The sequence below is a fragment of the Arthrobacter sp. USHLN218 genome (assembly GCF_037144715.1).
Taxonomy (GTDB): domain Bacteria; phylum Actinomycetota; class Actinomycetes; order Actinomycetales; family Micrococcaceae; genus Crystallibacter.
The window spans coordinates 536,947-550,767 of record NZ_JBBCYT010000002.1 but is presented as its reverse complement, the minus strand read 5'-3'; the positions used below and the strand labels follow the sequence as shown (position 1 = coordinate 550,767).

Sequence of the window (13,821 nt, the reverse complement as noted above, 5' to 3'; positions counted from 1 at the left end):
TGTTCCTAACCGGGCCTCCGGCAGAGGTCCGCCTCAGTAAACCGCCTTCTCCGGTTCCACGTCGCGCACCCAGGCGAGGACCCCGCCGTCGAGATGGCGCACCTTGGTATAGCCGTGGTCCAGCAAATCCCGCAGCACCTCGGCCGACCTCGCTCCGCTCTTGCAGTGCAGGACCAGCTCCTTGTCCCGCGGCAGCTCCCCCGCCGCCTCGCCGGAGAGGATCCGGCCCTTGGGCACCAGCCTCGCGCCGGGGATGCGCACGATTTCGTACTCCCCCGGCTCCCGCACGTCGATCAGCTCGAAGGACGCACCGCCGTCGTCCCTTGCCCGCAGCATCCCGGCCAGCTCGGTCGCGCTGACGGTGTGCCCGGCGTCCACGACCGGGGCCGCGCCCACTCCGCAGAAGGCTTCGTAGTCCGCCAACTCCGTGATCGGCTCGCCGTGCGGGTCCTTGCGGACCTTCAGCTCGCGCCAGCTCATCTGGAGGGCGTTGAATACGAGAACGCGGCCCAGCAGGGTGGTGCCGATCCCGGTGATGAGTTTGATTGCCTCGTTCACCATGACCGAGCCAATCTGGGCGCACAGCACGCCGAGCACTCCGCCCTCGGCGCAGGAAGGGACGGACCCGGCCGGCGGCGCCTCCGGGTAGAGGTCGCGGTAGTTCGGCCCGTACCGGTCCCAGAAGACGCTGACCTGGCCGTCGAAGCGCAGGATCGAACCCCAGACATAGGGCTTGCCCAGGATCGCCGCGGCGTCGTTGACCAGGTACCGCGTGGCGAAGTTGTCCGTGCCGTCGAGGATCACGTCATAGCCGGCAAAGATATCCAGCGCGTTGCCGGCGTCCAGCCTGGTTTCGTGAAGTACGACGGCGGTGCCCGGGTTCAGGTCCAGGATGCTGTCCCGCGCGGATTGGGCTTTGCTCCGCCCGAGGTCCCGCACGCTATGGATCACCTGCCGCTGGAGGTTGCTCGCCTCGACCACGTCGTCATCGACGATGCCGATGGTGCCAACGCCCGCGGCGGCCAGGTAGAGCATGGCCGGCGAGCCGAGGCCTCCTGCCCCGATGACCAGCACCTTCGCGTTCTTCAGCCGCAGCTGGCCCTGCAGCCCCACTTCCGGGATGATCAGGTGGCGCGAGTAGCGCTGCATCTCTTCCGGGGTCAAGGCTGCGGCGGGCTGCACGAGCGGCGGCAGCGCGACGGATTCCTGCGTGCTCATACTGCCAATCTACGCGCAGCGGGCATAAAGCGGACAAAAATGAACCCGCCCGCACCCGCCGGGTAAACTTGCCCTTTGAGAGCTGATTTACCTGCAAAATGGCGACGCGGCCAAACGCGCGCCGGATAGGTCCGACGACTGTGAGCACTGAATCCCGACCGGCTGCCCGGCCCGCCCGGCTGCCGCGCGAGGAACGGCGCCGCCAACTGCTGCAGGCGGCCCACGAGGTGTTCGTCGCCAACGGCTACCACGGCGCCGCAATGGACGAGATCGCGGAAACGGCCAAGGTCAGCAAACCTGTGCTGTACCAGCATTTCCCCGGCAAACGGGAGCTCTACCTCGCCCTGCTGGACCACCACCTCGCCTCCCTGAACGCGATGCTCATGGCCGCGCTGAACTCCACGTCGGACAACAAGCTCCGGGTGCATGCCACGATGGACGCCTACTTCCGGTTCATCGCGCAGGAGAGCCAGGCGCACCGGCTGGTCTTCGAATCCGACCTCAACAACGACCCGGACGTCAGCGGCCGCCTGGAGGATTTCAACGCCCGCCTGGCCTCGGCCATCGCCGCCGTGATTGCCGAGGAGACCAAGCTGTCCGACGCGGAGTCCACGCTGCTCGGCCGCTCCCTGGCCGGGATGGCACAGATCAGCGCCCGCTACTGGCTGCAGACCAGCGGGGAACTGGAGCGCGAGGACGCCGTGGACCTCATTTACCGTTTAGCTTGGCGCGGAATTTCACGCTTCCCGAAGGAAACCTAGGATAGATTTCGACTCGTACGGAACTTTCAGCACAGCGTAAGCAGGAGGCAAAGCGTGGAAATCAAGATCGGAATCCAGAACGTCGGCCGGGAACTTGTCATCGACTCTCCGGATACGGCGGATGCGGTCGCCGAGCTGGTTTCCCGCGCGATGAACGGCGGCGCGGAACTGCGCCTGAAGGATGCCAAGGGCAACCTGGTCATCGTGCCCGCCAATGTGCTGGGCTATGTCGAAATCGGCGCCGAGGAACCCCGCCGCGTCGGTTTCGGCGCGCTCTAGGCCTTTCGGGACGGCCCCGTGGTCGAACTGGTCCTGCTGATCCTGGGCGCCGGCGCCGCTGGCGCCGTCGTCTGGGCGGCCGATAAGAAGCGCCGGGCCTACGGGGCGCTGGTTCCCGCCGCGGCCGGCATCGTCGCGGCCGTCCTGCTGTGGCTGGTGCTGATGGCCTTCGGCCTCGGTTCCGAGCCCGGCGTCTACTTCCTCAGCTGGCTGCTGCCCCTCGCCCTCTCCCTGCCTGCGGCATGGCTGACGGCCTGGTTCCTGGGACGCCGGCGCAGCGCGGCGGACCTGTTGCGGCTGGAAGCGGCGCTGCGCGCCTAGCTGCAGGCTAAGCGCGACCGGCCTGCCCTCACGGGCGGCGCCAGGTCCGACGTCGCCGGATCCAGCTTACGGTCCGCCCCGTCAGGCACCCTCCTGGCCGTCCTCGCTGTCCGGATGCTCGGTGCACAGGCAGATGCGGTTGCCGTCCGCGTCGGTGGCGATCGTCCAGGACGGGGCGTGCGCGTCATCCAGGACCCCGCCCGCGTCGGCCGCCGCCGCCACCACCGGCGCGATGTCGCTGAGCGGGTAGTACACGTCCAGGTGCAGCCGGGACTCGGCGGGAGTGCCCGTCTGCTGGAACCACACGTTGGGGCCGCGCCCGAACGGGTCCACCAGCTCCCCCTGCCAGCCTTCCTTGTAGCCCAGCGCCGTCTTCCAGAGGCCGGAGATCTGTGCCGGGTCCGCGGTGTCCGCCGCGAGCGCGAAACTCCGGTACTCCTGCGGACGCGCGTCCGCGCCGAGCCGCTCGGCAAGTTCGCTGAGCGAGGCCGCCGCGGAGATATCCCGGGTGGTGACCTCTCCGCCGGCGTCGTGGGAGGACAGCCGCAGGAACACGCGGTTGTAGCGCCAGTCCAGATCCGGGTGGTGGTTCGATTCCTCCGCCAAGTCTCCCGCCGCCGCGATGAAGTCAAGCGCCGCCCGGCCGTTGTCCAGCTTGTACACCGTGACCAGCCCTCCCTGCCGGTAGCGCCAATGCGGCAGCGTCCGCAGCTGCTGGTCGATCTGTGTCCGGTCCAGAATGTCGTGCGCGCTCATTGTTCCTCCGGCCGCGAGGCTCTCCAGGCTACAGGTCAGGACGGCCGGCGAAGGCCGAAGAAGCCAGCGCATGCCGGCGCTTGGGGATCCGCCCGGCCGTTGCGGCCAGCCTACCGGCGATCACGGCATGTTTGAAGGCCTCCGCCATCCGCACCGGGTCCTGCGCCCGGGTGACCGCGGTCGCCAGCAGGACGGCGTCGCAGCCGAGTTCCATCGCGAGCGCGGCGTCCGAGGCGGTGCCGATCCCGGCGTCGAGCACCACCGGCACGCCGGCCCGGGAGACGATCAGCTCGATGTTGTGCGGGTTGAGGATGCCCAGCCCGGTGCCGATCGGGGCGCCGAGCGGCATCACGGCCACCGCGCCGAGGAGCTCAAGCCGCCGGGCCAGGACCGGGTCGTCGTTGGTGTAGGCGAAAACCTTGAACCCGCGGCCGGCCAGCTGTTCCGTCGCCTCCAGCAGCTCCGCCGCGTCGGGCAGCAGGGTTTCCTCGTCGGCGATGACCTCCAGCTTCACCCAGTCCGTCTCCAGCGCCTCGCGTGCCAGCTCGGCCGTCAGCACGGCCTCCCTGGCGGTGAAGCAGCCGGCGGTGTTCGGCAGGATGCGGATGCCCTGCCGTTCCAGCAGGGCGAACAGCGAGGCACCGGTGCCCGGGCTGTAGCGCCGCATCGCCACCGTGGTCAGCTCTGTCCCGGACGCCTGCAGGGCCGCGCCCAGTCCGTCCAGGCTGGGCGCTCCCCCGGTGCCCATGATCAGCCGCGATCCCAGCCGGGTTCCGTCAATGACCAGCTCGTCCATTCCTAGCCTCCCTGCACTGCGGTGATCAGTTCCACGCCGTCGCCCTCGGACAGCAGCGTGCCCGCCCAGCTTCCGCGCGGCGCCACTTCGGCGTTCAGCGCCACCGCGACGCCCAGCCGTCCGCCGTCGTCCGGTTTACCTTCCGCCGTCAGGCGCCGGCCCGTCGTGGCGGCGACCAGATCCAGCAGGGTCATTCCCTCGGCGACCGGCTGCCGGTCCCCGTTCAGGGTGATATTCATCGTTGGCTCCCTTCCATGCTTGTGCTGAAGCGGTCCGGCCGGAACGCCAGCAGTTCCCGGGGCACCGGCAGGCCTTCCGCCAGGTCGGCGCAGACCTTGGCCGCCGCCGGGGCGAGCAGGACCCCGTGCCGGAAGAAGCCGGTGGCGACCAGCAAGCCCGGCACTTCCCCTCCCGACTCCGCCACGCGCCCGAGCAGCGGCGCATTGTCCGGGGTGCCCGGCCGCGCCCGGCAGGTGGTCTCTTCGAGCTGAAGCTCGGCAACCGCCGGCACCAGCGCCTGGGCGTCGCGCAGCAGCTGGTACACGCCGCCTGCCGAGGGTGCATCCGAGCCGTCCTCGCGCGACGTGGCGCCAATGACCACGGTTCCGTCCTCGCGCGGCACCACGTAGACCGGCAGGCCGCGCACGAGCCCGCGCACCGTCAGGCGCACCAGCGGCCGCAGGGCCTGCGGGACCCGCAGGCGCAGGATGTCGCCGTAGACCGGCCGCAGCGGCAGCCGCAGGGATGCGGGCAGACCGTCCAGCGCCGCGGCGCCCAGCCCGTTGGCCACCACGGTCTCGTCCGCCGCAACCCGCGTCCCGTCATCGAGGACGACGCCGGTCACTTCCCCGCTGCCCGACCTCGCCAGCGCGGCGGCTCGCCGGCGCACCATGCCGGCCCCGGCCTCGGCGAGCGCGTCCAGCAGCGCCGCGGACAGGACACGCGGATCGATCTGGTGGTCGTCGGGGGCGAGGAAGGCTCCGGACAGGGCCGGAGACAGCGCCGGCTCCAGCCGGCGAGCCTCGCGGCTGGTCAGCTGTTCCACCCGCAGTCCCTGGGCCAGCTGGGCCTGGCGCAGGTCCTCAAGGGCCAGCCGGTCGGCCGCATCGAAGGCCGCCACCAGCGTTCCCGCTGCCTGGTGTCCCGTAGTGCCCAGCCCCTGCAGGAAGTCCGGGTACCGGCGGGCGGACGCCAGGGTCAGCGCGAGCAGCTGCTCCTCCTGGTAGTACAGCTCGCTGACCGGGGCCAGCATGCCGGCGGCAGCGAATGTCGCTCCGGACGCGGGAGCCGGGTCGATCACGGTCACGCGGTGCCCGCGGCGCGCTGCCTCCCAGGCGATGCCCAGTCCGACGATGCCGGCGCCGACCACGGCAAGATGTTTTTGACCAGCCAAAGTCCGTCATTCCTTCCCTACGCCGGTACGAACCGGATCAGGTTCAACGGTCGGTGCCACGCACCCTCTCAGCCTGTCGGCTCCGGCTCACGAGGCCGGCGCCGCGGTACCAGGCTCCCGCAGTGTCGCCACCAGTGTACTCATCGCGGGCCGGGCGCCGCGGATGTGACGCCCGGCGGATAGGGCACCGCCGCCGCAAGGTTATGGTTGCAGCTATGGATTTGAGCTCAGCCCGGCTGTACCTGTGCACGGATGCCCGTAAGGCGCAGGGCGATTTTGAACAGTTCCTTGACGCCGCCTACGCAGGCGGCGTCGACATCATCCAGCTGCGGGACAAGTCGCTCGACGCGGCCGAAGAGCTCGATCTGCTGCACGCCCTCGCCGAGGTCGCTGCGCGGCACACGGGGCTGTGGTCGGTCAACGACCGCGCCGACCTCGCCGCCGTCGCCGGGGCACCGGTCTTCCATGCCGGGCAGCGGGACCTGCCGCCGTCCGCGGCACGGAGCGTCCTGTCGAATGGCGCGGCCGGCGGGGCCGTCATCGGCCGCTCCACGCACACGCCGGCGCAGGTTGGCGCCGCACTGCAGGACGCCGAGGTTGACTACTTCTGCACGGGTCCGGTGTGGGCGACCCCCACGAAACCGGGCCGGGCCGCGGTCGGCCTGGAACTGGTGGCGGAAGCCGCGGCGCAGTCTGCGGCGGCGGGCTCCGCCAAACCCTGGTTCGCCATCGGCGGGATCGGGCTGGACAACATCGCGGAGGTGACCGGCGCGGGCGCCCGGAGGGTCGTCGTCGTACGCGCCATCACGGCGGCGGAGGATCCCGCGGCCGCGGCAGCCAAGCTGAAGGCGGCGCTGCCCCCGCTGTGATCAGGCGGTCAGGCCCAGCGCGTTCATGCGGCGGGAATGGTTCCGCGTCAGTTCCGCGAACAGCTCGGTAATGACGGTCTCCTGCGCCCCGGGTTCATCGAATCCCAGCAGGCCGCCCAGGAAGGACCGCTCGATCCCGATCCGCTGGGCCTGGGTCAGCGCCTCGCCGACCAGGCGCCGCCCCCACAGGGCCAGCCGCGAGGCCAGCCGTTCATTGCCCTGGAGGGCCTGCGCGAGCCGGGTGGTCAGCAGCTCCAGCTGCTCCTTGTTCTCCTTGATGCCGGCGACGACCTCGCGGGTCTGCGGGTCAAGCCGGCTGGCAATCGCGCGATAGAAGTCGCCGGAGACCGCATCGGCCACGTAGGCCTTCATCAGCGACTCGTACCAGTCCCCCGGCCGGGTCCGCTCATGGAACGCATCGATCGAGGCCTGGAACGGCAGCATCGCCGTCTGCACGTCGACGCCCATGCGCGCCAGCTCGGCGCTCACCATCTCGAAATGCTCGAATTCGATCACGGCCACCCGGCCGATCTCGGCCCGGTCCCGCAGCGTCGGCGAGAAGCGGGCATCGGAGGAAAAACGCTCGAAGGCCGAGAGCTCCCCGTAGGCCATGACGCCGTACAGATCGATGACGTACTGGCGGTGGGCCTCATCCGTGCCGGCCGCGGGCGCGCCGGCCGGCTGCTCTTCGGTGCTCATAGGTTCCAGCGTAGCCTGACCTGCGGCGCCGCCTGAGGATTAGGCTGGGGATGTGCCGTACCCACATCTGGATGCCAAGGTCAACGAATCGCAGCACCTGCTTGCCCGCGTCCTGAAGGAACTGCGGACCGAGCTGGAGCTGCCCGGCCCGTTCCCGCCGTCCGTGCTGGCTGAGGCGGAGCGTGCGGTGTCCGGCCAGCGCCTGCCCCGGCGCGACTTCACCGCGCTCGAATTCGTTACCGTCGACCCGCCCGGATCGACGGACCTGGACCAGGCGATGTACCTGGAGCGTGCCGGCGACGGCTACCGGGCCTGGTACGCCATCGCCGACGTTCCCTCGTTCATCGAGCCGGGCGGAGAACTGGACCGGGCCACCCGGCTTCGCGGCCAGACCATCTACGCGCCGGACGGACGGATCCCGCTGCACCCCGATGCCATCGGAGAGAACGCCGGCAGCCTGCTGCCCGACGTTGACCGCAGCGCCTACGTCTGGGAGTTCGTGCTCGACGGCGGTGCGAACGTTCTGCAGGTCTCCCTCACCCGGGCGATGGTGCGCAGCCGGGCCAAGCTAACCTACGCACAGGTCCAGGAGGACATCGATTCGGGAACCGCCCCGGACTACCTGGCGCTGCTGAAAGAGATCGGCATCAAACGCCAGGCGCTGGAACTCGCCCGCGGCGGCGCGAGCCTCGAACTGCCGGAGGAGGAGATCGCGCACGACGGGCGGCATTACTTCATCCTGGCCCGGCCCGCCCTCCCGGTGGAGGACTGGAACGCCCAGCTGTCCCTCATGACCGGCATGGCGGCGGCGCGGATCATGCTGGCGGGCAAGGTCGGCATCCTGCGTACCATGCCCGCACCGGACGCCGAGTCCGAGGAGCGGTTCCGCCGCCAGACCATGGCTTTGGGCCATCCGTGGCCGCGGAACATTGCCTACGGCGAATACCTGCGCGGGCTGGACACCTCGGAACCGAAGCAGCTGGCCATCATGAACGCGGCAGGATCGCTGTTCCGCGGCGCCGGCTACACCCCCTTCGACGGAGAGCCCCCGGCCGAGGACATCCAGGCCGCGATTGCGGCCCCCTACGCCCACACCACCGCACCGCTGCGCCGTTTGGTGGACCGCTTCGTCCTGCTGACCTGCGAGGCCCTGGTCTCGGGGCTGCAGGTCCCGGACTGGGTGCGGCAGGCCCTGCCGCAGCTGCCGGAGCTGATGGCGGCCTCCGACCAGCTTGCGTCACGGCTGGACCGGGCTTCCCTGGATGCCGTCGAAGCGGCGCTCCTCAGCCACCGCGTCGGCGAGGAGTTCGATGCCGTGGTCATCAGCGCGCGGCAAAACAACAACCGCCACGGCAACGGCTCCAACGGCTCCAACGGCTCCAACGGCAACGGGAACGGAACCGGCAGCGGCAACGGAAACCGAAACGGGAAAGGCAACGGCAACGGTTCCAACGGGAACGGCCGGCGCGACCCGGTCCCGCGCGGCACGGTCCAGCTCAGCGAACCGGCCGTGACGGCCCGCTGCGAGGGCGAACTGGAGCCGGGCACCTCGGTCCGGGTCCGGCTCATCGAGGCGGATATCGTCAAGCGCTCGGTGCTGTTCGAGCGCGTCGCCGGCTCCTGACCCGGCGCCCGGATTCTCCTCGGCTCCGTGGCCGGGCGCCCGGAACCGCGGCACGACCTGCCGGCGCCCCGGTGCCTTCGCCGGCGATTTGCGTGTGCCCGGTAGACTGGGAAGCGTAGAACTGGATGCCCGGTCGTTGAATGTTCGAAGACTTTGTAAGTTTCAACTCAACAGATCCCGCCCCTACGCGATTTTTGTTCGCCGGACCGGCCATGGATGGCCTCGGTCCGGCACGCAGTTGTTAGCCCGCGATCGGCTTCCGCTGGACGCGCCTGCAGCGTCCGACAGTTCCTGCATGGCTGCGCGCACGCGCGCCATGGAGTCGAGCACCGGCCGCGCAGGCGCCTTATCGAACGGTTATGTCATTGAACACTGAAAACCTGGCCGCGGACGAGGGGCAACTGCTCCACGCGGACAACAGCACCGAAGAGATCGCCGTCGAGGCGACCCTGGCTTCGGACGAACGGCCCCACGAGCTGCCGCAGCAGACCTTTGCGGACTTCAATGTCCGTGCCGACATCGTCCGCTCCCTCTTCGATGCCGGAATCACCCACCCCTTCCCGATCCAGGCCATGACCCTGCCGGTGGCCCTGGGCGGCCACGACATCATCGGCCAGGCCAAGACCGGAACCGGCAAGACGCTGGGCTTCGGCATCCCCGCGCTCCAGCGGGTCATCGGCCGCGATGACGACGGCTACGACAAACTGCCGGTGCCGGGCGCACCGCAGGCCCTCGTCGTGGTGCCGACCCGCGAGCTCGCCGTACAGGTGGCCCGCGACCTCGAAACCGCCTCCCGGCACCGCAACGCCCGCATCGCCGTCATCTACGGCGGCCGCGCCTACGAGCCGCAGATCGAAGCGCTGAGCCAGGGCGTCGAGGTCGTCGTCGGCACCCCCGGCCGCCTGATCGACCTGCACCGGCAGCGCCACCTGAGCCTGAAGAATGTCCGGATCGTGGTCCTGGACGAGGCCGACGAGATGCTGGACCTGGGCTTCCTGCCCGACGTGGAAACCCTGCTCGGCGCCACTCCCGCCGTCCGCCAGACCATGCTGTTCTCCGCGACGATGCCCGGCCCCGTGGTGGCCATGGCCCGGCGCTACATGACGCAGCCCACGCATATCCGCGCGGCGGACCCGGACGACGAGGGCATCACCAAGAAGGACATCCGCCAGGTCATCTACCGGGCCCACAGCCTGGACAAGACCGAGGTCGTGGCCCGCATCCTGCAGTCCAACGGGCGCGGCCGCACGATCATCTTCACCAAGACCAAGCGCACCGCCGCCAAGGTGTCAGAGGAACTGGTCGACCGCGGCTTCGCTGCTGCGGCCATCCACGGGGACCTGGGCCAGGGTGCCCGCGAACAGGCGCTGCGGGCCTTCCGCAGCGACAAGGTGGACGTCCTGGTGGCCACCGACGTCGCCGCGCGCGGCATCGACGTCGACGACGTCACCCACGTCATCAACTACCAGTGCCCCGAGGACGAGAAGACCTACCTGCACCGCGTGGGCCGCACCGGCCGTGCCGGGAACAAGGGCACCGCCATCACGTTTGTCGACTGGGACGATGTGCCCCGCTGGGGCCTGATCAACAAGGCCCTCGGCCTGGACGTCCCGGAGCCGGTAGAGACCTACTCCTCCTCCCCGCACCTCTACACGGACCTGGACATTCCCGAGGGCACCAAGGGCCGCCTGCCGCGCAACCAGCGCAAGCTGGCCGGCATCAACGCCGAGACGCTCGAAGACCTCGGCGAGACCGGCAAGAAGCACCCCCGCGGCGGCGGCCGCGAAGGCGACCGGCGGCGCGGGGGTGAACGCGGCGGTGAGCGCGGCGGAAGCCGGCGCGCCCAGGGCGGACGCAGCGAAGAGACCCGCACGGAAGGTGCAGGCTCGGGCTCGGGCCGCAGCCGCCGTCGTCGTTCCTCTTCCGCTTCCGGCGAGCAGCCCGCCGCGGCGGCCAGGGAATCCCGTGGCTCGGAGGCCGGCAAGCCCGCGGGCGAGGACGGCAGCCCGCGCCGCCGCCGGACCCGCACCCGCCGCCGCAACGGCGAAGTAGTGCAGTCCGGCAGCCAGCCCGCCGCCGAGTAGCGGTTCGGGACAGGATAAGCGCAGTGACAACGGCTTTTGCCGCGCCGGAGGACCCGGTGTGGACGTCGGGCGGCGGGAATCTGGTGGTCCAGGCGGACAACGCCGAGTTCCTGCCGTCCCTCCCGGATGCCGCCTTCACCATGATCTATGTGGACCCGCCCTTCAACACCGGTCGGGTCCAGCGGAGGCAGCAGACCTCGATGGTGCGCAGCGCCGACGGCGAGGGCGACCGCGTGGGGTTCAAGGGCCGCTCCTACCAGACCATCAAGGGCATGCTGACCAGCTATGACGACGCCTTCGAGGACTACTGGTCCTTCCTGGAGCCGAGGCTGGCCGAGGCATGGCGCCTGCTCGCCGACGACGGCACGCTTTACCTCCACCTGGATTACCGGGAGGTCCACTACGCCAAAGTGCTCCTCGACGCGCTGTTCGGCCGGGAGTGCTTCCTGAACGAGATCATCTGGGCCTACGACTACGGCGGACGCGCCAAGAACCGCTGGCCGGCCAAGCACGACAACATCCTGGTGTACGTCAAGAATCCGAAGCGCTACTACTTCGACAGCGCCGAAGTCGACCGCGAACCGTACATGGCGCCCGGCCTGGTCACCGCCGAAAAGGCCGCCCGCGGCAAGCTGCCGACCGACGTCTGGTGGCACACCATCGTGTCCCCCACCGGCAAGGAGAAGACCGGGTATCCGACGCAGAAGCCCGAGGGGCTGCTGCGCCGCATGGTCGCCGCGAGCAGCCGCCCGGGCGACTGGGTGCTCGACTTCTTCGCGGGTTCGGGAACCCTCGGGGCGGTCGCAGCCCCGGCCGGCCGGCGCTTCGTCTGCGTCGATGAGAACCCGCAGGCTATCGACGTCATGGCCCGGCGGCTGGGACAAGCGGGACAGGCAGTGCAGGTGGTGCGCCGGGGGCCGGCTGCGGAAGCCGAGCCGGACCCCACGGTCGCCGAAGCAGCAGCCGGCAGCTGACGCTCCGCGCAGTAAGCCAGGCGGCGCCCGACGGCGCCGGACCCCACCACACGGCAGGAGGGCCGGCAGGACACACCATGGTGTTGTCCCGCCGGCCCTCCTGGGTTAAGCGCTGGCTGTTGCGTGCCTAGATGAGGGTTCGGCCCTCCTGGCGCGCCTCCCGCCAGTCCTTGAAGAATCCATTGCAGATCACGAACAGGGTCGCCGCCACGATCAACGGCCAGATCAGTACGTACAGGGTCAGGAAGAACGTATCCATGTTTTCTCCTTACTTTCCGGCCTGGACCGTGGCGGCCTCGGCCGCTTCGGTCTCGGGCCGCTGGTCGAAGTCGCCGATGCGCTGCTTGATCAGGTCGAAGTCGAAACTGTTGCCGTTGCGGAAGCACATGAAGTAGCAGACCAGGGTGCTCACCGCGTAGGCCACGAGCGAGCCGGACAGGACCGCATAGTCATGCAGGAATCCGATGGCGAACGGCGCCGCGGCGAGCGCCGCCACCGCCCCGATGATCCTGGCGGCCTTGAGGCCGAAGAAACCGAAGCACATCAGGCCCAGCACAACGCCGATGCCGATCACGGCGACCACGTCGGTGATGATGCCGAGGGCGCCGTCCATGGGCAGCCACTCGAAGCGGACCGGAATGAAGACGGCCAGCGCGGCCAGGACCGAAATGGTGAAGGCCTTGTTGGTGACCTTCTCCCAGTAGAAGCTGGCGATCACCGGGAAGACGAGGGCGCCCCAGAGCGCTCCGACAAAGACCAGCAGGTCGAGGATGTTCATCTGCCCGCTGGCGAAGTACAGGGCGGCGGCCGTTGCCACGATCATGGTGACGCGGCCGACCAACAGCATCGTCTTCGGGTTCGCCTTCTTCTTTCCGGCGACGTTCTGCCCGTAGACGTCGGCCATCATGATGGAGGACAGCGCGGCCAGGTCCGAGTCAGCGGTGGAGGACAGCGCACCGATGATCATGATCAGGAAGACGCCGATCAGGATCGGATGCAGGTAGGTCGACGCCATCTGCGGGATCAGGTTGTTCACGTCGCCGCCGGAGGGAGCCAGGCCCAGGTACAGCGCCATCACGCCGAGCATGCCGATGCCGATGATGGTGGCGCCGTAGCCCACCGTCGCCGTCACAAAGGTCCGCTTGATCAGGTCCTCGCGGACCGCGAACAGCCGCTGCGCGATGGTCTGGTTGCCGATCGCGTAGGCCAGGACGGCGGCGATGTACGGAGCGCCCTGGTTCAGGAAGGCGTCGCTGGAGAAGAAGTTGGACTGCTGCGGGGTGAGGTTTTGGGCACCCTGCTCGAACATGTCGGGACCGCCCGCGGCGAAGAAGACCGCAGGGATGATAACGACGACGGCGCCGAGCATCGCCACGACCTGGGCGAAATCGGTGAGCACCGAGGCCCGGAACCCGGACCACAGGGTGTAGAGCAGCACGCCGGCGGCGATCACGATGATGCCCTGGCTGAAGCTGAAGGGCGAGAGCAGCGCGATCAGTGCGCCGCCCGCAATGAAGTTGGAGGTGAGGCTGATCAGGCTGCCGACGATGTTGGAACCGGCCAGCATCAGCTGGCTGGAGCGGCCGTGGCGCGCGTACATGACCTCGGCGAGGGTGTGCGCCTTCGGGGCGACTTTGCGGATGCGGCGGCCAAAGGGGTAGATGAACAGGATCATCAGGGCGCCCCAGAGGCCGTAGTGGATCGGCCCGGAAATCCCGTAGGTGTAGCCCGCGGTGGCCGACGCGTACATGGACGAAGCCCAGATCCAGGTCGCCGTCATGCTGGCGGCGGAGACCCCGAATCCGATCTTGTTGCCGGCGGTCATGTAGCCGTCGGCGTTTTCCTTCTTCTTCCCGATGAGAGCGGACATCAGGAGCGTGCCGCCGTAAAACAGCACTAGCAGCAGGATCACAGTCCAACCGCTGAGTTGGTAGAAATCTTCACCAGGCGGTGTCATTCTCTTCCTCTCGGTCATGGACGGCTCGCCGGTCACCGACCAAATTCAGTGCGCGCCGGCCAGAGGGGCCGATTTGCCATGCGTTGTCCC

The 13,821-nt window shown here is 69.2% G+C and carries 15 protein-coding genes and 1 riboswitch; of the genes, 7 read left to right on the top strand and 8 right to left on the bottom strand.

What is annotated here, in order from left to right; all coding sequences use genetic code 11:
• Window positions 1-33 precede the first annotated feature (33 nt).
• Window positions 34-1,218 carry a molybdopterin-synthase adenylyltransferase MoeB gene (gene moeB / locus WFH44_RS06285; protein ID WP_336712559.1) on the bottom strand — a complete coding sequence of 395 codons (1,185 nt, stop codon included), beginning with the start codon at window positions 1,216-1,218 and terminating at the stop codon, window positions 34-36.
• A 140-nt stretch (window positions 1,219-1,358) separates the two neighbouring features.
• Here moeB and WFH44_RS06280 point away from each other — a divergent pair, with 140 nt between their 5' ends.
• Genes WFH44_RS06280 through WFH44_RS06270 form a run of 3 tightly spaced genes read left to right on the top strand, consistent with a single transcriptional unit; the run spans window position 1,359 to window position 2,579 of the window.
• On the top strand, window positions 1,359-1,979 hold the full coding sequence (locus WFH44_RS06280; protein ID WP_336712557.1) for a TetR/AcrR family transcriptional regulator: 621 nt from the start codon (window positions 1,359-1,361) through the stop codon (window positions 1,977-1,979).
• A gap of 54 nt (window positions 1,980-2,033) precedes the next feature.
• Window positions 2,034-2,258: a DUF3107 domain-containing protein gene (locus tag WFH44_RS06275; protein WP_264795107.1), complete on the top strand. Its 225-nt coding sequence runs from the start codon at window positions 2,034-2,036 to the stop codon at window positions 2,256-2,258.
• Between the two features lie 18 nt (window positions 2,259-2,276).
• Window positions 2,277-2,579, top strand: coding sequence for a hypothetical protein (locus WFH44_RS06270; RefSeq protein WP_336712556.1), 303 nt, complete (start codon window positions 2,277-2,279; stop codon window positions 2,577-2,579).
• An 81-nt stretch (window positions 2,580-2,660) separates the two neighbouring features.
• Here WFH44_RS06270 and WFH44_RS06265 read toward each other — a convergent pair whose 3' ends face one another.
• The 4 genes from WFH44_RS06265 to thiO all read right to left on the bottom strand — a co-directional run bounded on the left by WFH44_RS06265 (window position 2,661) and on the right by thiO (window position 5,524).
• Window positions 2,661-3,335, bottom strand: a complete 675-nt coding sequence (locus WFH44_RS06265; RefSeq protein WP_336712554.1) for a 4a-hydroxytetrahydrobiopterin dehydratase — start codon at window positions 3,333-3,335, stop codon at window positions 2,661-2,663.
• 28 nt (window positions 3,336-3,363) lie between these two features.
• Window positions 3,364-4,131, bottom strand: a complete 768-nt coding sequence (locus tag WFH44_RS06260; RefSeq protein ID WP_336712553.1) for a thiazole synthase — start codon at window positions 4,129-4,131, stop codon at window positions 3,364-3,366.
• A 2-nt stretch (window positions 4,132-4,133) separates the two neighbouring features.
• Entirely contained in the window at window positions 4,134-4,370 is a 237-nt protein-coding gene (thiS, locus tag WFH44_RS06255) for a sulfur carrier protein ThiS (protein ID WP_336712551.1), read from the bottom strand.
• Window positions 4,367-5,524, bottom strand: coding sequence for a glycine oxidase ThiO (gene thiO, locus WFH44_RS06250; protein ID WP_336712549.1), 1,158 nt, complete (start codon window positions 5,522-5,524; stop codon window positions 4,367-4,369). The genes thiS and thiO overlap by 4 nt, the downstream gene beginning before the upstream one ends.
• A riboswitch (TPP riboswitch) is annotated at window positions 5,522-5,655 on the bottom strand. Its footprint overlaps the gene before it by 3 nt.
• 84 nt (window positions 5,656-5,739) lie before the next feature.
• On the opposite strand from thiO, the gene thiE reads away from it, so the two are divergent.
• On the top strand, window positions 5,740-6,393 hold the full coding sequence (gene thiE / locus WFH44_RS06245; RefSeq protein WP_336712548.1) for a thiamine phosphate synthase: 654 nt from the start codon (window positions 5,740-5,742) through the stop codon (window positions 6,391-6,393).
• Here thiE and WFH44_RS06240 read toward each other — a convergent pair whose 3' ends face one another.
• Window positions 6,394-7,092 (bottom strand): ferritin-like fold-containing protein, encoded by a 699-nt coding sequence (locus WFH44_RS06240; RefSeq protein WP_336712546.1) that lies wholly within the window; start codon window positions 7,090-7,092, stop codon window positions 6,394-6,396.
• A gap of 52 nt (window positions 7,093-7,144) precedes the next feature.
• Here WFH44_RS06240 and WFH44_RS06235 point away from each other — a divergent pair, with 52 nt between their 5' ends.
• From WFH44_RS06235 to WFH44_RS06225, 3 genes are all read left to right on the top strand, one after another.
• Window positions 7,145-8,716, top strand: coding sequence for an RNB domain-containing ribonuclease (locus WFH44_RS06235; RefSeq protein ID WP_336712544.1), 1,572 nt, complete (start codon window positions 7,145-7,147; stop codon window positions 8,714-8,716).
• Between the two features lie 359 nt (window positions 8,717-9,075).
• A complete protein-coding gene (locus WFH44_RS06230) occupies window positions 9,076-10,800 on the top strand; it encodes a DEAD/DEAH box helicase (protein ID WP_336712542.1) in 1,725 nt (574 codons plus the stop codon).
• Window positions 10,801-10,823: 23 nt separating this feature from the next.
• On the top strand, window positions 10,824-11,774 hold the full coding sequence (locus WFH44_RS06225) for a DNA-methyltransferase (RefSeq protein ID WP_336712541.1): 951 nt from the start codon (window positions 10,824-10,826) through the stop codon (window positions 11,772-11,774).
• 127 nt (window positions 11,775-11,901) lie between these two features.
• Here WFH44_RS06225 and WFH44_RS06220 read toward each other — a convergent pair whose 3' ends face one another.
• Together WFH44_RS06220 and WFH44_RS06215 are read right to left on the bottom strand one after the other, a co-directional pair.
• A complete protein-coding gene (locus tag WFH44_RS06220; RefSeq protein ID WP_336712539.1) occupies window positions 11,902-12,033 on the bottom strand; it encodes a putative transporter small subunit in 132 nt (43 codons plus the stop codon).
• A gap of 9 nt (window positions 12,034-12,042) precedes the next feature.
• Window positions 12,043-13,731, bottom strand: a complete 1,689-nt coding sequence (locus WFH44_RS06215; RefSeq protein WP_336712538.1) for a sodium:solute symporter family protein — start codon at window positions 13,729-13,731, stop codon at window positions 12,043-12,045.
• Window positions 13,732-13,821 lie beyond the last annotated feature (90 nt).